This window comes from Acetatifactor aquisgranensis (assembly GCF_943193215.1).
GTDB lineage: Bacteria > Bacillota > Clostridia > Lachnospirales > Lachnospiraceae > Acetatifactor > Acetatifactor aquisgranensis.
Genome location: NZ_CALPDH010000010.1, coordinates 62361 through 81783, shown reverse-complemented (window position 1 = coordinate 81783; position 19423 = coordinate 62361). Strand labels below are relative to the sequence as shown.

Below are 19423 nucleotides of genomic sequence, written 5' to 3'. Positions count from 1 at the left end.
TCTTTCTTATGTCTCATTCCTCTCCTGCTTCTTGCTTAAAATCTGCTTCACCGTCTTCTGGGGATTGAACAGCTCAATATCATTAGGCACATTCTGCCCATGCGTCACGTAAGCAATCGATTTGTCTGTATAAAGCTTCAGATTCAACAGATTCCCCAATACATCTGTCTCGTCCAGCTTCGTGAAAATCAGCTGATAATCCGCAACCTGGTTGTAACAGGATACAATTTTCTGCAGATCCCTGTACTTCGTGGTAGCGGAAAGCACCAGAAAAAACTGACTGTCCCCTGCCTCCTGCACCACCTCCACCAGTCTCTTCATATGGTTCAGCTGTTCCTCATTCTGATGGGAATGGCCCGCCGTGTCCACAAAGACATAGTCATACTCTGCAAACTCCTGTATTGCCTCTTTTACGTCGTCCTCCGAATAGATGACACAGAAAGGCACTTCCAGGATATTGGCATAGGTACGCAGCTGGTCTACCGCGGCAATCCGATAGGTATCCGAAGTCAGAAGCGCAACCTTTTTCTTCTCCTCCACTACATAGTCGCTGGCTATTTTGGCTATGGTAGTGGTCTTTCCCACCCCTGTGGGGCCCATGAAGACGACAATCCGGGGATGCCCCTCCGTCTCGGCGATGCCCTCCGCTCTGCCGAATTTCAGAATCATCTTCTGGTATACATTTCCCAAAATATAGTCAAAGGGAAGATTCGACTGTCCTGACACATCTACCTCGTCCACAATCTGGTTCGCGTATTTCTCGTCAACCTCGCTCTCCAGCATGGTATTATAGAGAAGCTTCATGAAACGCTGCTGTTCTGTGACCGCTTCCTTTTCCTCCGTCTCCCCTTCTTCCTCGGACTCTCCCGAATCCAAAGCCTCCTCCTCAGCCAGAAGATCCTTACGCTCTTCTTCGCTCTGCTGAAAACGGCTCACCAGGAGATTTTGAAGATTGTCAAGCTTCTTCTCGATGGAAACCCTGTCTTCCAGAGAACTTTCCCCGGCCTGCAGGGTATTTCCCGCCCCGGATATCGGCTGCTCACCCTGAAGCACAGAGCCTCCTGCCGTCCCGGCATTTTTTTCCTTGCGCTGGAAACGCTGGCTGTCTTTCTCTTCTTCAAGCGCTACCGTGACCTCGGTCATCTTTGGCCGGAACAAAGCCATCAGGCCTTTTTGTTTCACGGTCTTCACGTTCATGATAACAATGCCGTTTCCCAACTCTTTTTTGGCAGCCTCTACCGCCTCCTCTTCCGTTTTGCCCAAAAACTTCTTGATTATCATTTTATGCTGTCACCATCCCCACAGACTGTAATTCTACGTTCGTTTCGACTTCATTATAAGATACGACTACCAATTCTCTGAAATAATCTTCTGTCAATCTCTTGAAATACATACGTACAATAGGAGATGTAATCACAATTGGATTCTTTCCAAGATTCTCCAGCTTCTGGACTTCCTTGCCCACTGAATCGATGATTGCCCGGGATCTCCCCGGATCCAGATTCAGGAAAGCTCCGTTTTCCGTCTGCTTCACGCTTCCCATAATCTCCTGTTCCACTTTCGGATCCAAAGTGACCACACTGGTGGTCTCGTGGGACGGAAAATATTTCGTGGAAATAGCCCGCTTCAGGCTCTGTCTTACATATTCCGTCAAAATATCCGTATCTCTGGTGGCCGGCGCATAGTCGGCCAGCGTCTCCATGATGGTAAGGAGATCCCTGATGGAGATGCCCTCTTTCAAAAGATTCTGCAGCACTTTCTGGATTTCTCCCAGCCCCAGAAGCTTCGGCACCAGTTCCTCCACCAGCGAAGGATTCGTCTCCTTCATGTTGTTCACCAGATTCTGTACATCCTGCCTGCTCAGCAGCTCGTCGATATGCTGCCTGATGATTTCCGTCAGATGAGTAGCGATGATGGACGGCGGATCCACTACTGTATAACCCAGGCTCTCCGCCCGCTCCCTCTGTCCCTCTGTAATCCAGATGGCCGGCAGATGGAATGACGGCTCAAAGGTAGGAATACCTGTGATTTCCTCCTCCACATAGCCTGGATTCATGGCCATGTAATGGTCAAAAAGGATTTCTCCTTCACTGACCTGTATGCCCTTAATCTTAATGATATACTGATTGGGATTCAGCTGGATATTGTCGCGCAGGCGGATGATGGGCACCACCGTACCAAGCTCCAGCGCAATCTGTCTTCGAATCATGACCACGCGGTCCAGCAGATCTCCGCCCTGGTTCACATCGGCCAGGGGAATGATTCCGTAACCGAACTCCAGCTCGATGGGATCCACCTGCAGGAGGCTCGCCACATTCTCAGGCTGGCGCATTTCCTCCGCTGCCTCCTCATCGCTGTCCACCTCGCGCTCTATTGCCTCTGTCTCCAGATTGCCGGCAATCATTCTGCCTCCTACGATGAACACGAGGCCCATCCCCAGGAACAGGATGGTATTCAAATCAGTAAATATCGACAAAAAGGCCAGCGTCCCGCCCACCATGTACATGACTTTCGGTATTCCGAAGAGCTGTCTGACAATGGCCGGACCGAACTCTGACTCCTTGCTTCCCTTTGTGACCAATACACCTGTAGACAGTGAAATGAGCAGAGAGGGAATCTGGCTCACCAGGCCGTCACCGATGGTGAGGATGCCGTAATTATCCAGCGCCGTCATGGGATCCATGCCGCCTCGCAGCATACCCATGGCAAGGCCGCCCAGCAAATTGATGAGCGTCAGCAGAAGGCCTGCGATGGCATCTCCCTTTACATACTTCACGGCACCGTCCATGGAACCGAAAAAGCTGGATTCCAGCTGAATCTTCTCACGCCGCTCTCTCGCTTCCCTGTCATCGATGGCACCGGTATTCAAATCCGCATCGATAGCCATCTGCTTACCAGGCATAGCGTCCAGGGTAAATCTCGCGGTAACTTCAGCCACACGCTCAGAGCCCTTATTAATGACCAGGAACTGAATCATGATCAGAATGATAAAAACGATTGCTCCGATAATCAAATCGCCGCCGCCTACAAATTCTCCAAATGTCAGTACCACGTTTCCGGAGGTGCCTGTCTTCAGAATCAGTCTTGTCGAAGATACGTTCATGGCAATCCGGAAAATCGTAGTGAACAAAAGAATGGTAGGGAAGTAGGACATATCCAGCACTTCCTTGATAAACATACAGGCAAACAAAATCGTAAAAGCCACAGCGATATTAAGTGCCATGAAAACATCCAGGATTACTGCCGGAAGCGGTACTATGAACATCATGAACGCTATCAGCACATAGATAGCTATCATAACATCTGTTCTCGCCATTTTATCGCTCATGCTGTCATCTCCTCCTCTGAATCATTCTAATCCTGCTGGAAGAACCGCTTCCCCTGCGATTCTTCCCGGAATGACTCAGATTTTCTTAGGCCGGGTACTTTCCAGCCTTAGAAAATCTTCATTCCGTTCACACTTTTCCCTGTAAATGATATACAAACGCCAACACCTCTGCCACCGCCTGATACAGTTCCGGCGGCACCGCCTGACCTATGTCCACATTGGCATACAGCATCCTGGCCAGAGGCTTGTTCTCGACAATTTCTATGTTATTCTCCTTAGCGACTTCCTTGATGCGCGCTGCCAGATAATCCTCACCCTTTGCTATCACCAGGGGCGCATCCGCCACCTGAGGATCGTACTTGATGGCTACCGCATAATGGGTGGGGTTCGTGATGACCACATCCGCCTGGGGCAGAGACTGCATCATACGCTTCATGGAGGTCTCCCTCATCTTCTGCCTGATTTTTCCCTTGACCTGCGGATCCCCTTCCTGCTGTTTGAACTCTTCCTTGACTTCCTGCTTGGTCATCTTCATATCATTGGAGAACTTAAATTTCTGATAAGCGAAATCCGCAAATGCCAGCACCATGTAAAACACTGCAACACGTATGCCCAAATCTGTCACGGTATCAGCTACAATCCCCAGCGCCTGCATCAGTGTCACGTCATAGAGATTAAATAATATCGGCCATTTATCTTTCAGATAACTATAGCAGACATATCCTATCAAAAGAATTTTGGCGATGGATTTGACCAGTTCCACCAATGCGTTCACTGAAAAAATCTTCTTGAAGCCGCTGATTGGATTCAGTTTGCTGAACTTAGGTTTCATAGGCTCCAGAGTGGGCTTCCACTTCACCTGCGCCACATCTGTGACAAACGCGATCAGATATCCCACCAGCAGAATCGGAGCTGTGATCATCAAGACCCCCAGCAAGAGCTGGCTGAACAGGATGCCTGCTTCCCGCTCCGGCATAGTATCCTGCCAGTACACTGTCACTTCCGGAATCTTGCTGTAAACGCTGTTGAAGACATCCAGAAACTGCACTCCCATATGCCCTACCCAGAACTTCAATATCAGAAACAGCGCCAAAAGCTCCAGACCATTGGTAATCTCCCTGCTCTTGGCCACCTGTCCTTTCTTGCGGGCATCATCCAACTTCTTTTGAGTGGCAGGCTCTGTCTTCTCACCGCCCATGCCTTCCTTTGCAAAGAACTGCAGATTATATTGAATCATATCATGCCTCCCACAAAGGAATCAATCATTCTCTTCATCTCATCAAGCACAAAATCAGCTATCCCAGGCAGCATGCCCGCTGTAAGAAACAGCACGGACAGCCCCACCAGTACTTTCAGCTGGATACCTACCGCGAACATATTCATCTGCGGCGCCACCTTGGCCAGTACGCCCAAAACGGCATTCAGCAGCAATATAGAACAAAATATCGGCAATACGATGCGAAAGCCGATGATAACATAGTCTGAGAGAAATTCCAGCATGGAATTCATCAATGACTCCGAACGGAGCACCGCTCCATTCACAGGAATCAGCACAAAAGTATCCGCCAGAGCACCGAACAGATACCGGTACATCCCTGTGGCAATCATCATGAACATCAGCACATACTGATAAAGGACGCCCGTGATGCTGGTACTTTCTCTGGAGGTGGGGTCCATCAGGGTCACCATGGACAATCCTGTCTCCATATCCGCGATAGAACCCGCGAAATTCACGATAGAGGTACAAATATTGGCCGCAAATCCTATCAGCAGCCCCACCAGTGCTTCTTTCAGCACGATGACAGTATATCCCATCAATGAAGAATAGGCCACTGCCTCTGTGGGCGTCAGGGCCTGATACAGAAGCAATGAGGTGAAAAAGCTCATTGCCACCCGTACATTGGCGGGCGTGTTCCTCATACTGAAGAAAGGGGCCACATATACGAAACATGATACCCTGACTAAAATCAAAAGAAAATATTCCAAATCATAAATGGAAAAGGAATAGTTTATCATCCATCATGCCCCTCAACTACCCGTGTAGAGACCGAAGTTTGACCACAGTGTCACCATAAACTCTACCATGGCTGTCATCATCCAGTTCCCAAATAAAATCAAGGAAAGGAAGACACAGATAATCTTAGGCACAAAGGTGAGCGTCTGCTCCTGAATGGAGGTCACCGTCTGGAAAATACTGACAGCCAGACCTACACACAGCGATACCAGCAGCACCGGCAGCGATACCTTAATAATCAGGAACAATGCCTGACTTGTGATGTCCATAACCGCTTCTACCGTCATCCTGCAACTCCTCCTTTCCGGCTCACTTCTTCTCGCAACTCACACTTTACCAATAAAACGTTTCTACCAGCTTTCCTATCACCATACTCCAACCATCCGCCAGGACAAAGAGCAGAATCTTGAACGGCATGGAAATCGTAGTCGGCGGCAGCATCATCATACCCATGCTCATCAGCGTGGATGCCACTACCATGTCAATGACAATAAATGGTACATAAATCACGAAACCTATCCAGAACGCCATCCGCAGCTCGCCCAGCATAAAACTGGGCAGCAATACAGACATCGGTATGCTGTCAAGAGTCTCCCCGTCCCATTCCTGTCCGGAGATATCCATGAACAGCTCCACATCTTTCAGCTGCGTCTGCGGGTACATGAATCTCCGCAGAGGCGCTACCCCTCGCTCCAATGCCTCATCCAGCTCAATTTCCCCCGCCTCATAAGGCTGGTACGCCTGCTCGTTGATTTCCTCCACATAGGGCTCCATGATAAAAAAGGTAAGAATCAGAGCCAATCCCACAAGAATCTGGTTCGGCGGAGCCGTCTGCGTATTCAGCGCCGCCCGGGTAAAATGCAGCACAATGATGATACGCGTAAAGGATGTCATCATTATGATGAGAATGGGCGCAATGGATATCAGCGTCAGGGTCAGCAGGATACGCAGAGAGCCGTTGATTTCCCCATTCCCGTCATTCATGGTAATGGACAGAATATTCGGATCCGTCTCCGCATTGCTGGCAAATACTGTCATTGAACTTACAATACACAATATGCCCACCGTGACCAGTAGGCATATTGCGGTTACTATTCGCTTGGTTTTAAGCTTATTTTTCATCATGCAACTGATTATCCTTTGGCTCTTCCCGGGCGGCATCCTTTTTGATCATGGCCTTATCGAGAAGCTCTTTGAAGTTAAAACCCTGCACAGGCTTCGTCTCTTTCAGCGTATCCTCCGGAATCTCGCCCAACATGGTAACCGTATCCTTACAGACAGCAATGGCCATGTATTTCCCGCCTGCCCGTATAATCTGGATATACTTATTATTTGCAATACGAGTGGTCTCTATTACCTCTATATTCTCATTCATGCCCTGCTGCTTCTGATAATTCGCCAGCCACTTCGTGACAGCAGCTGTTATCCCCAGCACTACCACAAACAGCAAGAGCACTGTGATGAACTGGGCATAAGCGCCCGCGTTCTGAGTCAATAGCACCATCAACCGATGACCTTCTTCACAGCCTCCAAGACACGATCCTCCTGGAACGGCTTTACAATGAAGTCCTTTGCACCGGCCTGAATAGATTCCACTACCATCGCCTGCTGTCCCATAGCGGAACACATGATGACCTTTGCACCGGCATCAATGCCCTTGATTTCTTTCAGGGCCTGAATTCCGTCCATCTCAGGCATGGTGATGTCCATCAGCACCAGATCCGGAGAGAGTTCTTTGTACTTCTCCACTGCCTTGGCGCCGTTCTCAGCCTCACCCACAACATTGTAGCCACCCTTGGTCAGGACATTCTTGATCATCATCCTCATGAACGCCGCGTCATCGCAAATCAAAATATTCTTTGCCATTAAATTATCCTCCTACTTGATAATCTCTGTTATCCTTACGCTGAAGCACTCTTCAATTACAACTACTTCTCCCTTTGCAACAAGCTTTCCATTTACCAGAACATCTATAGGCTCACCGGCAATACGGTCAAGCTCAATGATAGAGCCAGGTGCAAAGTCAAGAATTTCGGAAATGGACTTGGTTGTACGGCCAAGCTCCACGGTTACGTTCAGAGGGACATCCATAATGAGTCCGATGTTCTCCTGTCCTGCTATGCTGCCTCCATCCGCCGCAAAGCTCTGGAACTGCGCAGGCTGAACATTGATATTCTGCATGGCGGCCTGAGGATTCATTGCTCCGCCCATATTCATCATCTGGGGGTTCATCCCCATAGGCATGCCCATTGCCCCCATAGGCATACCACCCATATTCATCATCTGAGGGTTCATTCCCATCGGCATGCCGCCCATATTCATGGCATTCGCATTCATCTGAGAATTCATACCTGCTCCCATAGGCATGCCCATATTCGCTGCCGCGTTCATATCCATCTGGGGAACCGCTGCTGCCTGATTCATGCCAGGCTGCGGTCCCACAGCCGCCTGCTGCGCCGCACCGGAAGAAGCCTGCTCTTTCTTCTCTTCATCAACTGCCGCGGACTGCGAATTCATAAAAGTATCCACTACTTTGCGCGCAAAATCTATGGGATACAGCTGCATGATGGAACTGTCTACCAAATCGTCAATCTGCATTCGGAAAGATATCTTTACAAAGATGCCTCCCAAAAAAGGCGAAACATCCTCTCCATTCCTCACCTGGGCCAAATCCAGCAGTTCTGCCTCTGGCGGACTGATGTCGATTTTTGTATTCATCATCGTGGAAAGAGACGTAGCCGATGCTCCCATCATCTGGTTCATGGCCTCGGATATGGCGCTCAGATGCAGTTCACCCAGCTCTCCATCCGTGTTCGTGCCATCGCCGCCCATCATCAGATCAGTGATGACTTTCACATCATGCTCTTTCAATATCAGAATATTCGTGCCGTCCAGGCCAACCGTATATTTAATCTGGATGAAGACGCATGGTCTTTCATACTGATCCAACAGGTTATCCCATGTGGCAAATCCCACCTCCGGTGTCGTGATATTGACTTTCCTGTTTACAAGAGAATACAATGTGGTAGCCGAAGAACCCATGCTGATATTGGCAACCTCACCGACAGCGTCTTTCTCAACATCCGAAAGCAATTCCCTGGCTTCTTCCATACTCTGGATTGCGCCGCCAGAGTTTTCGCCGCCCTCCTTGCCGATTCCGGCAGCCCGGGCATCATCGTCCTCAGACGAATCAATGCCAGAAAGTAATGCGTTTATCTCGTCTTGAGACAATGCACCATCCATTGTTTATTCCTCCTCTCTAATGACCGAAGTAATCCTGACAGCATAAGAGTCTCTTTCCGTGCCAGGCAACGCAGTAAACTTCTTGATATTGCCTACATAGATATCCATATCCTGATCCATCAGGGAATTCAGCTTGATGCAATCTCCTACCTGCAGGTTCATGAAATCACCTACAGATATAGTGCTCGTACCGAGTACTGCTTTCACCGGCACATCCACTTTCCGAATCATCGACTCGATATACATCTCATAATTCTCGTCATGCCTCTCCTGCATGGTGGAATACCAGTATTTCGTATTCAGCTTATCCATGACATCCTCAAGGGTGAGGAATGGGAGACAGATGGTCATCATACCCTCTACATCCCCAATCTTGATATTCAATGTCACGATAGCGACCATCTCGCTGGGAGCGATTATCTGCGCGAACTGCGCATTGGTCTCCAACCGGCTCAGCACAGGGGATATATCAATCACGTTCTTCCACGGCTCTCTGAGAAGCTGGACGAACATCACCAATATCTTTTCTATGATTATCTGTTCTATCTCGGAAAAGTCTCTGCTTTTATCCAGAGGCTGTCCATTTCCTCCCAGCATACGGTCCAACATGGCATAGCCGAGATTCGTGCCCAACTCCATGATAATCGAACCATTCAGGGGTGTGAAATTGACTATTCCCATGATGACCGGGCTTGATAGCGAGTTGGTAAATTCATTGAATTTTATGGCCTCCGAGCCCAATACCGACACCTGCACGTTCTTGCGCAGATACACGGGAAGGTTGGTCGAAAGCAACCTTGCATAATGCTCATATATAATCTCCAGCGTCCTCAGATGGTCTTTAGAAAACTTCGTAGGACTGCTGAAATCGTAATTCTTAACTTTCTTTTCATCTTTCTGCTGCATCTGCTCTGTATCGAGCTCACCAGAAGACATTGCCGAAAGCAAGGCATCTATCTCCGCCTGGGAAAGAATATCGGCCACACAGGTCCACCTCCTGTCATATGCTTCTTTGGCTGTCCGCCATACTATCCAACCTGTCTGTCCGTCAGCCGCCGCCGTACTTTACGTTGTTCAACGTAATGCCGTATACGACCTTTGAATGGAATAAATCCTGAATGGCAGCGAGGATTTCATCCCTGATGGCGCCGCTGAAGTCCGCTCGGCACTCTTCTTCAGTATAGTTGGTCACTACATTCTCAATGGCATCCTTAATCATGCTGTCGTACTGGCTCATATTGTCACCGCCGTACGATTCATAATCCTCATGGGTCTTATTCAACAGAAGAGCGATGTCAAATACAATGTATATCTGCTTGTCGCTGGTAGTGACAGTGCCATCCTCTCCCACTATCTCCGAGTAGTCCAGATGGACTGTCATCGTTCCTACATTGTAAGTCTCGGAATCCGACAAGGGCACATCCGTCAGACTGCCCGGGCTGTTCCATTCCAGGTTCATCGCTGTCGCAATGCTGTCCATCAGGGCGGCCGTCTTTTGGTTCGTGCTGGTCACGCTCATCATCATGACCGCCGACATGGCAATGTTTACAATCATCAGCACCAATATCAGCACGCTTAACAAATTCTTTTTCATATCGTGAAAACCCTTTCTTCTATCATCAATTTTCCTTGAAATTCATAAGACTTAACCCTGGGACGGATTGTAAATCAATATCTCGACTCTTCTGTTTCTGCTCCTGCCCTCCGGAGTGGAGTTGTCGGCAATAGGAACTCTCTCGCCCATTCCGGCATGTTTCAGGTTCAGCGGATTCAAAGTAGTAGAGTCCAGCAGATAATAGAACACTGACAGGGCTCTCGCGCTGCTCAGCTCTTCATTGCTGGGATACTGGGCGCTCTTCATGGGAACATTATCCGTATGCCCCTCGATTTCTATCGTGCCCGTGCTTCCATAGCGCTCCAATATGATGCCTACCTTATCGATAATCATCTTCGCATCATCTTTCAGCTCCGCGCTTCCCGAGTCGAACAACAGTCCGCCATTCATAGTCAGCTTCACATACTGGGCGGTAAAACTGATTTCCACTTCATCCGCGATGTCACTCTCGCTCAGAGCTTCCTCGATTTCCTCCACGCGCTCTTCATTTTCTTCCAGCATCTTGTCCTCAAGGATTTCTTCCATGGCCTCAGGGGACATTTCGTAATCGTTGAAGTCCTCTCCGTCTGTCTCACTGTCAGCAGTTTTACCAGTGCTGTTGATATACTGATCAAGCTCATTGAGCTGGCTGACTCCGTTGCTGATCAGAATACCATCTCCGATAGCGCTTGCGCCGCCATCGAAGACGCTGAAAGTATTGTTCATGGCAGCCACAAACTCCTGCAGCTTGGCCTCCTCAATACTGGACATAGCGAAAAGCATGACAAAAAAGCAGAGAAGGAGGTTCATCAGGTCACTGAAAGTCGCCATCCATGCCGGCGAACCGGCGGGCGGCGCATCCTCTTTGCGCTTTGCCATTACTCCTCACCCCCCGCATCTGAACCGCCAGCGGCCTCTCTTTCCTGAGGAGACAGGAAAGATTTCAGCTTCTCTTCGATGACTCTCGGATTCTCTCCGGCCTGAATGGACAGCAGGCCCTCAATCATAACCTCTTTCAGCATCATCTCTGCAGCATTGTCTACTTTCAATTTATTGGACACCGGAGTACAGATGGCATTGGCAAGCACGGAACCATAAAACGTGGTAATCAAGGCCACAGCCATGGCAGGTCCCAGAGTAGCCACATTATCCATATGATACAGCATGTCAACCAGTCCGATCAGGGTACCAATCATACCCCATGCAGGGCCCATTGCTCCGAGAGTATCCCAGAAACCGATGCATGTCTTATGTCTTCCCTCAATACTGACCAGTTCCGTCTCCATGATAGCACGCACAAGTTCCGGATCCGTGCCGTCTACCATCAGAAGGATTCCTTTCTTCAGGAAAGCATCATCCATATCCGCGGCAGCTTCCTCCAGCGAAAGGAGCCCTTCCTTACGAGCCACATTGGACAAATCAATAATCTTACGAATCATATCCGCGGTATTCACTGCCGGAACCTTAAAGATAAGTGCAAAGCTCTTCAGGCCGCTTATGTAGTCTGCCATACTGTGCGATGTCAGCGTAGCAGCAAAGGCACCACCAAAGGTAATGATGGCTGATGGGAAGTTCCAATATTCCTTTACCAGGTTATTGATACCGGCACCATCTATGATACCATAAAGCATCATCGCAAAACATAAAATAATACCAACTAAAGACGCAATATCCACGAAAATCACCTACTCTTCTGCTTCTTTTGATTAGTCCGCAAAAATACCCTTTCTATATAATATTACAAGATTTTTGATCTCTTGTCTACTTTCTTTTACAATTATTTTTTTTCCAGTGGTAAGAGTGATGACCGTGTCGGGGGTTTCCTCCACTACTTCAAACAGATGCGGATTCACCAGAACTTTCACTCCGTTCAGTTTCGTCACTTCAATCATTTCAATGCCTCTTTTCTCTACCCTGTCATACCTGCCACCACCTTGGACTCTCCCTCTGTGACAGGCCAATGCCCTCACGTCGAAACCCTGCAGCCTACGCATTACAAGAATATGGGGGACAGACCACTGTCCCCCTTTATGCCATAAATACAGGCGGTTCATTGGCAGTATGGCCACCCGGCCGCTCCTGCCTCCGAACATGGAAGAAAAGCTTTTCGTTGCTATTATATCATACTTCAACTTATAAAGCGAGAAAAATTTACCTCTTCAGGTTAGTTAATTCTTCCAGAAGCGTATCGGATACTGTTATAATACGGCTGTTAGCCTGGAAGCCACGCTGGGTGGTAATCATCTCCGTGAACTCCGAGGACAGATCCACGTTGCTCATCTCCAATTGGCCGGTGGACATGTAGCCTCCGTCCGCTGTGATGTCCACGCCGATGCCGTCGAAAGCACCGGAGTTCAGCGTCGCAGAGTAGAGATTGTCCGCCTGCTTCTCCAGACCGGACGCGTTAGCGAACCTGGCCGTGGCAATCTGGCCCAAGAGCTTGGTCATGCCGTTGTCGTAGCTTGCGTAGATTTCTCCGTTCTGCTGGATGGCTACGCCGATCATGGCGCCTACACGGCGGCCGGAGCCGGTGTTGTACTTGTCGTCCTTGCCGTTGGTGGCTCCCGCGGTGGAGGTTCCCTTGTTGTCGAAGGTCGTCAGTTGGGAGATGTCCAGGTTAATCTTCTGGAAATTACCCGCATCAGTAGCTGTAGCAGGAGGATTCGCAGTGTCATTCAATACATCAAGATTTAAATTAAAATGCATATCATTCAAATTAGTAATCGGTGTATTTGTACCTTCCGCAAGTGAAGCAATCTTACCTGTTTTCTTATCAAATATAACTGTTCTATCTGCCATTATAGACTGCATTATCTTAGTATACGCCGCTTCATCAGCTGCATTTGCAGGCACTTTCTTTCCTGTCGAATCCTGAAGTTCAACGAGCGACATAGTATACTTGTATTGATCTCCCGGAACAGCCGCAGGAGTACCGTTGGGGCCTGCAGGAGTCCCCGGATCCTGCTTAAACGAAAACTTAGCCGTATACGTATACCCCAATGAATCATAGAAATTCAGGTTCACCACCTTACCGCCGTCAGAAGTCACATCCGTATCGTTCAAATCAATGATACCGGACATATAAGCCTCACTGGTAGCCTCAGGCGGATAAGTCATGTTAGCGGAGCTCATGATGCGCAGGGCGGACACCGTATCCTTCTTGATGCCCCTCACATCCCCGGTCTCCGGGTCGATATCCGGCTGCCATCCCATGACATTGTAACCGATGCTGGTCATGGCCAGGTTTCCCGCTCCGTCCACATAGAAGGAACCGTCCCTGGTAAAGTAGTTCTGCTTGCCGTCGCTGACTACGAAGAAGTTCTCCCCCGTAATCATGATGTCAAAGGGATTGCCCGTGGACTGGCTTGCGCCCTGGGCCGTAATATTGATATTGATGGCGCTGGTCTTCACGCCCAGGCCGATCTGCCTGGCGTTGACGCCGCCCGTACCAGTAGTGGCGTTGGCGCCGCTGGCCCTCTGGGTGGTCTGGCTCATCAATGACGCGAACGTCATGGTGCTGTATTTGTAGGCTACCGTGTTCACGTTGGCGATATTGTTACCGATAACGTCCATTCTGGTCTGGTGTGTCTTCAGTCCCGACACGCCAGAGAAAAGCGATCTCATCATAGTGCTTGCTTCCTCCTATACTCGTGAGTGCATCCGTCTGTCCTTTCCGGTGCGGCATTCCGGAAGCGCCCACTCGCTATACATGTTGATTGGTAAATGTCTTTCAACGAAGCATGCCCCTCTCTGTCATTCGAGGGGCTCATGACCCCCTTGAGGTCCGGTCACATGATAACTGCCCCATTGATGTTCGTAAATATGTTCTCATCTGTCTGCGTACTGTCCATTGCTGTGACCACTGTCTGGTTCGGCACGTTCACAATGAATGCCAGCGAATCTACAATCACCAGCGAATCCCTGATGCCCTTCTGCTCCGCTTTCCTGGTGCCTGATGCCAGCCGTTCCAACTGGCTGTCGTCCAGCTCGATATTGCGGTCGGCCAGCCTCCCCATGGCATGTTTGGAAAACTTAAGGCTGCAGGCTCCCGGCTCCGCTTTCTGCTGCAGGACATCCTGAAAGGTCAGACCCTCCCTGGTCTCCCGGACCGATGCCTTACGGGCCTTGCCCAGATATTGGTCCGTCAGCTGCGCAATGGACATATAGCCATTGTTCTGAATATCCATCCCTGTATGCTCCTTTTTGTCCTGATAGAAATTTCCGCTGTCAGTGGTGCTTACGCTCCGCCGGCTCCATCAGCGCCCTCCGTCTCGTCGGTACCGGAATCGTCCCCATCCTCGCCGTCATCGCCACCCTCGCCTGCGGCCTGGCGCACTTCCTTTAATTTCTCGATATACTTCTTCAGCTTCTCCACATTCTCGTCTGTCAGGAAGCTCTTCTCGTAATCCGTCATCTCATTGTAGATCTTCTCCAACTCATCGATATCCTCCGCATAGGACAAATCGACGGCGTTCAGGACAGGAAGTTTGTTCAGCTTTACTGTGAAATTGTACGCCTTGTCAAATGCATTCTTGTAGTCCTGATCCACAACCGAATCCAAATCATCCAGCGAATAGAGAGACTCATCGATAGCAAGGTAAGCCTTGTTGTTCTCAAACACCACATAATCCACCTTGCCGTACAGCAGGTTCTGCTTTCCGTTTGAGGATGTGGTCTTGATATAGACCTCCTGCCCCACCAGTGAACTCGCTCTGGCCAGTTCCGAGGTAGCCGCCAGGTTCTGTATCTGCTCTACCTGAGAGAACTGCGCATACTGGGAAATATATTCCGTGTTGGAAGTGGGCTCCAGGGGATCCTGATACTGCATCTGCGCTACCAGAAGCTGCAGGAAAGCATCCTTGTCCATGCCGTTCTTGTCGGAACTGTTTGCTTTTTTCAAGGAAGCCTGGGTATCCGTCTCCACGAATTTGCCGTCTTTCACGGGTGCCATCAATATACTCATCTGCGTTCTCCTTTCTGATATTTTTTTGATTTCTTACGCGGTGTACTCCACCGTGCTGCCGGTTGCCGTTATCCTCTCTGCCACAGGCTCTTCTGCCTCTGCGTCTTCCATGGAAACAGCTCCGCCCGGATTAATCTTTCTCGAACGGTTCTTCTTTTCCGGCTGTTCATTCCTTCCGCGGCCCTGTTCATCCAGATTCCGCTCGAATTCGTGGGTCTGTACCGTGACCTCAATGGATTCCACCCTGATGCCCTGCTCCTCGAACTGCTCCTTGAGCTGTATCATCTGGGTCTCCAACGCCGCTTTCACCGCCTCGTTCTGCGCAATAAAGTTCGCTGTGACCACGCCTGCCTTGGAAGCGAGCTGAATCTGCAGCGTCCCCAGACTTGCGGGATGGAGCTGCATCTCCAGATTTGTGCTGTCCGCGTTCAGCTGAAGCTTCATGTAGTCCAGAATCTGGTTCATGATATTCTGTGTGTTCTCACTCCAGGGACTGCTCTGGGCCACATTCTGTGCCTGTGCCGCATTGGGCTGAAACTGCTCTGCTCTGAGGTTCTGTAAAAGCAGATTGAACTGGGGCTCTCTGTCGGATTTCCCCTCGGAATGCCGCTCCTGTTTCTGCTCTTCACCCTGATTTTGGGTCTCCTGAGATTCCTGCACGGCCTCCTGCACTCCATTGCCAGCCGCATCAGACTGCGCATCCACCGGCTGGCTGCCCTCTTGTCTCCAAAGTTCTGCAGCCTTCTCGGTTTGTTCTGTCCGGACAAGCCCCTCCTCCACAGGTATACCACTCTCCAGATTGTCCTGAATCAGTGCCTGTAACTGTTCCGGCTCTGTCCCCAGCGCATCGGCGCTTTCCTGAAGAGCTCCATTCAGCTGATCCATCAGCATCCGGTAGGTATCATACAGTTCCCCGTCTGTGACCAGCGCATATAAATCCTCCGCACCGCCCAGATTCAGCAGAAGCGCGCCAAGCTTGGAAGCATCCAGTACATCCATCTGTCCCATATCCAGACTATCCATGGCCGCCTGAAGCTCTTCCACCGTGATACCGAAAGCATCAGCAATCTCCTGCATCAGTTTAAGCGCCGCACTTCCCAGCACTTCCATGGCCTGCTCCTGCTCCTCAGGAGAAAGCTCTGCTGTCTCTTCCTGCGCGATCTGACTTTCCTTTGCTTTCAGAGATGACCCTTTCTGCAGCCGGGTGCCTGAAACACTCTGTTTTTTAGCTGCATCCGCAGTGCTGTTGGAAAAGGTATTTCCCGCCGCATTCTTGTTCATCTGATTATTCCAGATATTCTGGAAATTCGCGGCCCCCGGAGCATTCCTGCCTGCCTGTGCCACCGTCATATTCGCGAAAAGCGAACTGACTTCCTTTACAGCTGTACTTGACATCCTTTCCCTCCTTTCTTTAAATGGAATTATTCTTCCACTTTATTTGGGATATATCATAAATATTCTGACGCTTTCGCATCAAAATACTACCCCACAAATTATATCGGAGTTTGAAATATGATCCTTAAGAGTCCGGATCCATCATTTTCGTGAGCTTTGCAGCCACGCTGGAATCCATGGCTCCCATTATTTTCGCCCTGTCATCCACGGACATGGCATTCAATATCTTAGCGACCAAATCCAGATTATCTGTCATATCCTCAAAAATTGCCGCCGCCTGTTTCGGCTTCATCTCAGAATAGGTATTGGCAAAGTCCTGAATCTCCTGATCCGCCTGCAGCTGGGTGATTACCTGCCTGTAGACATACTCCCAGGAGGCCGGATTTGCAGCCTCATAGAACTTCTTGTATTCCTCCGGGCCCGGTCCCTTGTCCGAATAGACTACCTGCTCCAGGAACTCCGTCTGGATGCGCTGAAATTCTGACTGTTTCTGCTCAAATTCCTGCAGCCGCAGAACCTCAGCTTTCAGCTCGTCAATCTGTGAATCCTTACCTTTGGACGCAGTCTGCTCCCTCTCCAGCTCCAGCTCCAGCTGCTTGATATAGGCTACCGCCTCATCCATGCTGTCATATCCCCCATAACTCTCAGAATCCACATTCTCCCCGGAAGAAGGAAGTGATTTGGAGGGCAGAATCTTATTGACAACAGGCACGTCTTTTAATATAGGCGTCAGGACGCTGCTGCCGAAGCCGCCCACATCCATCTTAATCACTACACAGACGATAGCCAGCCACAGAATCACTATCAGCAGAGTCGCAAGAAAGGTGACTGCGCCATTGCCGCCGTCCTCTCCCAGCGCCTCTTCCTGTTTCGCTATCTCCGCCGCCCTCTTTTTGGCTTCCTTTTTCTGCTCTTTCTGTTCCTGCCGGAATTTCTTTTTCTCTTCCTTAAGCTTTGCCTTTTCCTCTGCTGCCGCAGCAGCCACAGGACTCAATTCCTTTGTTGCCATATAGTAATCTCTCCTAAACGGATACGCTTCTTGCGCTTTCCTCACTTCTGCGCTGGCCATAGGTATAGCTGGTCAGCTGATCTATCTCCTTGCTCTCCTGCCTCTTCTCCTCCATGAGAAAGGCTTCAAAAGCTTTTTCTTTCAATGTCTCATGGGTCTTGCGTTCCATACGCACTTCCGTGAGCTTCTCCCTGGCCCTCTCCAGATTCTCTTCCGCCATATTTACGTTAATCTGTTGCTTTTCTATGTAATCCTCCATACATCGAATTGCCATTTTGTTCTCATTGATTTCCCGAAGCTTCAGCGTGCCTGACAGCAGCTTTAGCCCCGTCTCCTCATAGCTGCTTTTCCTGTCATACAAAGCCTTTAGCCGCTCTTCCTCTTCGTCCAGAGCGGCTCTGGCAGCGGAAAATTCCTGCTTGGCCTGCGTCTCCATCTTCAGCTTTATATTCAGAATGCTCTGCATGGAATACCGGAATCTTGCCATCTCGTTCCCTCCACAGAATCAGACTTTTCCTGCTGTCAGAACAGCTTCTGCAGCATATTCACGCTGTCCTCGAACGTGAATTTCTCATCCACATCCTGGCAAAGGAAACGGTTCACAGCCTCAATCTTTGATATGGCGTAGTCAATGGACGGATTGCTGCCGTTCTTGTATGCGCCGATATTGATCAAATCCTCCGCCTCGTTATAAGTGGCAAGGACATTTTTCAGTTTTCCTGCCGCCTGCTTGTGCTCTTTCGATGCTATCTGGGACATGCATCTGGAAATGCTCTGCAGGATATCAATGGCGGGATAATGGTTCTTATGCCCCAGTTTCCTGTCCAGCATGATATGGCCGTCCAGGATGCTTCTGGCCGTATCGGTAATGGGCTCGTTGAAATCATCGCCGTCAACCAGAACCGTATACAGGCCTGTGATGGAACCTCTGGCCGCGCATCCGGCCCGCTCCAGAAGCTTTGGCATCTCCGAATATACGCTGGGGGGATATCCTCTGGTCACCGGCGGCTCTCCGCTGGCAAGCCCGATTTCTCTCTGTGCCATGGAAAAACGGGTCAGGGAATCCATCATCAAAAGCACATCCTTGCCTCTGTCCCGGAAATATTCCGCAATGGCTGTGGCTGTCTTGGCCGCCTTATTCCTCTCCAGGGCCGGTCTGTCCGAAGTAGCTACCACCACAACCGAACGCCTCATTCCCTCTTCCCCTAAATCGCGCTCTATGAATTCGCGCACTTCCCTGCCGCGCTCCCCAATCAGAGCGATAACATTGATATCCGCCTTGGTATTGCGGGCGAACATTCCCATCAAAGTAGACTTCCCTACGCCGGAACCGGCAAAAATGCCGATACGCTGTCCCTTGCCCACAGTAATCAGGCCGTCCACAGCCTTTACCCCCAGCGGCAGCACGGAATCGATGATTTTCCTGCTCATGGGGTCAGGAGGCGCCGCCTCCACCAGATACGGTACACCGTCAAAATGTGTCCCGTCCACCGGAATCCCCAATCCGTTCAGAGTCTTGCCCAGCAGCGCATCGCTGACCGGCACCCGGAGAGGATTACCCGTATTTTCCACGATACATCCCAGACCGATGCCGTCCACGGAGTCATAAGGCATCAGCAAGGTCTTCTTGTCCTTGAAACCTACCACTTCCGCCAGAATAGGCTTCTCTCCGCCCTCCGGCGCTATCTCACAGATATCACCCAGTCTCGCGTCAGGTCCGGCCGACTCGATAGTCAGACCTACCACATTGACTACCTTGCCTTTCTTCTTATAAAAAAAACCTTCGGACAATCTATTATATTTTGCGAAGTCCACAGTAACCTGCCGCAAACCATCCTCCTCCACAGTGTGAGACTTAGAATTTCTTAAGCGGCGTA

At 49.9% G+C, this 19423-nt stretch carries 21 protein-coding genes; all 21 read right to left on the bottom strand.

Annotated features, from left to right (window positions below):
* Window positions 1-6: 6 nt before the first annotated feature.
* The 21 genes from flhF to fliI all read right to left on the bottom strand — a co-directional run bounded on the left by flhF (window position 7) and on the right by fliI (window position 19376).
* Entirely contained in the window at window positions 7-1281 is a 1275-nt protein-coding gene (gene flhF / locus NFS35_RS10460; RefSeq protein ID WP_251207071.1) for a flagellar biosynthesis protein FlhF, read from the bottom strand.
* Window position 1282: 1 nt separating this feature from the next.
* Window positions 1283-3328, bottom strand: coding sequence for a flagellar biosynthesis protein FlhA (gene flhA, locus NFS35_RS10455; protein WP_330640159.1), 2046 nt, complete (start codon window positions 3326-3328; stop codon window positions 1283-1285).
* Window positions 3329-3455: 127 nt separating this feature from the next.
* Entirely contained in the window at window positions 3456-4565 is a 1110-nt protein-coding gene (flhB, locus tag NFS35_RS10450) for a flagellar biosynthesis protein FlhB (protein WP_251207070.1), read from the bottom strand.
* Entirely contained in the window at window positions 4562-5344 is a 783-nt protein-coding gene (gene fliR, locus NFS35_RS10445; RefSeq protein ID WP_251207069.1) for a flagellar biosynthetic protein FliR, read from the bottom strand. The genes flhB and fliR overlap by 4 nt, the downstream gene beginning before the upstream one ends.
* A gap of 12 nt (window positions 5345-5356) precedes the next feature.
* Window positions 5357-5629, bottom strand: a complete 273-nt coding sequence (gene fliQ / locus NFS35_RS10440) for a flagellar biosynthesis protein FliQ (protein WP_251207068.1) — start codon at window positions 5627-5629, stop codon at window positions 5357-5359.
* Window positions 5630-5675: 46 nt separating this feature from the next.
* Window positions 5676-6464, bottom strand: a complete 789-nt coding sequence (fliP, locus tag NFS35_RS10435; protein WP_408629633.1) for a flagellar type III secretion system pore protein FliP — start codon at window positions 6462-6464, stop codon at window positions 5676-5678.
* Entirely contained in the window at window positions 6454-6846 is a 393-nt protein-coding gene (locus NFS35_RS10430) for a flagellar biosynthetic protein FliO (protein ID WP_251207066.1), read from the bottom strand. Before NFS35_RS10430 ends, fliP begins: the two co-directional genes overlap by 11 nt.
* The gene (locus NFS35_RS10425; protein WP_251207065.1) at window positions 6846-7208 is read right to left on the bottom strand and encodes a response regulator; all 363 of its coding nucleotides are present in this window, start codon (window positions 7206-7208) and stop codon (window positions 6846-6848) included. Before NFS35_RS10425 ends, NFS35_RS10430 begins: the two co-directional genes overlap by 1 nt.
* Before the next feature lie 12 nt (window positions 7209-7220).
* Window positions 7221-8585 (bottom strand): flagellar motor switch phosphatase FliY, encoded by a 1365-nt coding sequence (gene fliY / locus NFS35_RS10420; protein WP_251207064.1) that lies wholly within the window; start codon window positions 8583-8585, stop codon window positions 7221-7223.
* A gap of 3 nt (window positions 8586-8588) precedes the next feature.
* Window positions 8589-9569 (bottom strand): flagellar motor switch protein FliM, encoded by a 981-nt coding sequence (gene fliM, locus NFS35_RS10415; RefSeq protein ID WP_251207063.1) that lies wholly within the window; start codon window positions 9567-9569, stop codon window positions 8589-8591.
* A 64-nt stretch (window positions 9570-9633) separates the two neighbouring features.
* Window positions 9634-10179, bottom strand: a complete 546-nt coding sequence (locus tag NFS35_RS10410; protein WP_251207062.1) for a hypothetical protein — start codon at window positions 10177-10179, stop codon at window positions 9634-9636.
* 51 nt (window positions 10180-10230) lie between these two features.
* Entirely contained in the window at window positions 10231-11058 is an 828-nt protein-coding gene (locus NFS35_RS10405; protein WP_251207061.1) for an OmpA/MotB family protein, read from the bottom strand.
* A complete protein-coding gene (locus NFS35_RS10400) occupies window positions 11058-11864 on the bottom strand; it encodes a motility protein A (protein WP_330640157.1) in 807 nt (268 codons plus the stop codon). Before NFS35_RS10400 ends, NFS35_RS10405 begins: the two co-directional genes overlap by 1 nt.
* Before the next feature lie 21 nt (window positions 11865-11885).
* On the bottom strand, window positions 11886-12248 hold the full coding sequence (locus NFS35_RS29270; protein WP_330640156.1) for a flagellar FlbD family protein: 363 nt from the start codon (window positions 12246-12248) through the stop codon (window positions 11886-11888).
* Between the two features lie 82 nt (window positions 12249-12330).
* On the bottom strand, window positions 12331-13806 hold the full coding sequence (locus NFS35_RS10390; protein ID WP_251207060.1) for a flagellar hook protein FlgE: 1476 nt from the start codon (window positions 13804-13806) through the stop codon (window positions 12331-12333).
* A 161-nt stretch (window positions 13807-13967) separates the two neighbouring features.
* Window positions 13968-14366: a TIGR02530 family flagellar biosynthesis protein gene (locus tag NFS35_RS10385; protein WP_251207059.1), complete on the bottom strand. Its 399-nt coding sequence runs from the start codon at window positions 14364-14366 to the stop codon at window positions 13968-13970.
* Between the two features lie 50 nt (window positions 14367-14416).
* On the bottom strand, window positions 14417-15142 hold the full coding sequence (locus NFS35_RS10380; RefSeq protein ID WP_251207058.1) for a flagellar hook assembly protein FlgD: 726 nt from the start codon (window positions 15140-15142) through the stop codon (window positions 14417-14419).
* A 33-nt stretch (window positions 15143-15175) separates the two neighbouring features.
* Window positions 15176-16537, bottom strand: coding sequence for a flagellar hook-length control protein FliK (locus NFS35_RS10375; protein WP_251207057.1), 1362 nt, complete (start codon window positions 16535-16537; stop codon window positions 15176-15178).
* 124 nt (window positions 16538-16661) lie between these two features.
* Window positions 16662-17546 (bottom strand): MotE family protein, encoded by an 885-nt coding sequence (locus NFS35_RS10370; protein ID WP_251207056.1) that lies wholly within the window; start codon window positions 17544-17546, stop codon window positions 16662-16664.
* Window positions 17547-17559: 13 nt separating this feature from the next.
* Window positions 17560-18033 carry a flagellar export protein FliJ gene (gene fliJ / locus NFS35_RS10365; protein WP_251207055.1) on the bottom strand — a complete coding sequence of 158 codons (474 nt, stop codon included), beginning with the start codon at window positions 18031-18033 and terminating at the stop codon, window positions 17560-17562.
* A gap of 35 nt (window positions 18034-18068) precedes the next feature.
* A complete protein-coding gene (fliI, locus tag NFS35_RS10360; RefSeq protein ID WP_251207054.1) occupies window positions 18069-19376 on the bottom strand; it encodes a flagellar protein export ATPase FliI in 1308 nt (435 codons plus the stop codon).
* Window positions 19377-19423 lie beyond the last annotated feature (47 nt).

What these genes read in the sequence shown, in the direction of transcription:
- flhF (WP_251207071.1), bottom strand. Translation starts at nt 1,281, where the DNA reads ATGATAATCAAGAAGTTTTTGGGCAAAACGGAAGAGGAGGCGGTAGAG.
- flhA (WP_330640159.1), bottom strand. Translation starts at nt 3,328, where the DNA reads ATGAGCGATAAAATGGCGAGAACAGATGTTATGATAGCTATCTATGTG.
- flhB (WP_251207070.1), bottom strand. Translation starts at nt 4,565, where the DNA reads ATGATTCAATATAATCTGCAGTTCTTTGCAAAGGAAGGCATGGGCGGT.
- fliR (WP_251207069.1), bottom strand. Translation starts at nt 5,344, where the DNA reads ATGATAAACTATTCCTTTTCCATTTATGATTTGGAATATTTTCTTTTG.
- fliQ (WP_251207068.1), bottom strand. Translation starts at nt 5,629, where the DNA reads ATGACGGTAGAAGCGGTTATGGACATCACAAGTCAGGCATTGTTCCTG.
- fliP (WP_408629633.1), bottom strand. Translation starts at nt 6,464, where the DNA reads ATGAAAAATAAGCTTAAAACCAAGCGAATAGTAACCGCAATATGCCTA.
- NFS35_RS10430 (WP_251207066.1), bottom strand. Translation starts at nt 6,846, where the DNA reads ATGGTGCTATTGACTCAGAACGCGGGCGCTTATGCCCAGTTCATCACA.
- NFS35_RS10425 (WP_251207065.1), bottom strand. Translation starts at nt 7,208, where the DNA reads ATGGCAAAGAATATTTTGATTTGCGATGACGCGGCGTTCATGAGGATG.
- fliY (WP_251207064.1), bottom strand. Translation starts at nt 8,585, where the DNA reads ATGGATGGTGCATTGTCTCAAGACGAGATAAACGCATTACTTTCTGGC.
- NFS35_RS10410 (WP_251207062.1), bottom strand. Translation starts at nt 10,179, where the DNA reads ATGAAAAAGAATTTGTTAAGCGTGCTGATATTGGTGCTGATGATTGTA.
- NFS35_RS10405 (WP_251207061.1), bottom strand. Translation starts at nt 11,058, where the DNA reads ATGGCAAAGCGCAAAGAGGATGCGCCGCCCGCCGGTTCGCCGGCATGG.
- NFS35_RS10390 (WP_251207060.1), bottom strand. Translation starts at nt 13,806, where the DNA reads ATGATGAGATCGCTTTTCTCTGGCGTGTCGGGACTGAAGACACACCAG.
- NFS35_RS10385 (WP_251207059.1), bottom strand. Translation starts at nt 14,366, where the DNA reads ATGGATATTCAGAACAATGGCTATATGTCCATTGCGCAGCTGACGGAC.
- NFS35_RS10380 (WP_251207058.1), bottom strand. Translation starts at nt 15,142, where the DNA reads ATGAGTATATTGATGGCACCCGTGAAAGACGGCAAATTCGTGGAGACG.
- NFS35_RS10375 (WP_251207057.1), bottom strand. Translation starts at nt 16,537, where the DNA reads ATGTCAAGTACAGCTGTAAAGGAAGTCAGTTCGCTTTTCGCGAATATG.
- NFS35_RS10370 (WP_251207056.1), bottom strand. Translation starts at nt 17,546, where the DNA reads ATGGCAACAAAGGAATTGAGTCCTGTGGCTGCTGCGGCAGCAGAGGAA.
- fliJ (WP_251207055.1), bottom strand. Translation starts at nt 18,033, where the DNA reads ATGGCAAGATTCCGGTATTCCATGCAGAGCATTCTGAATATAAAGCTG.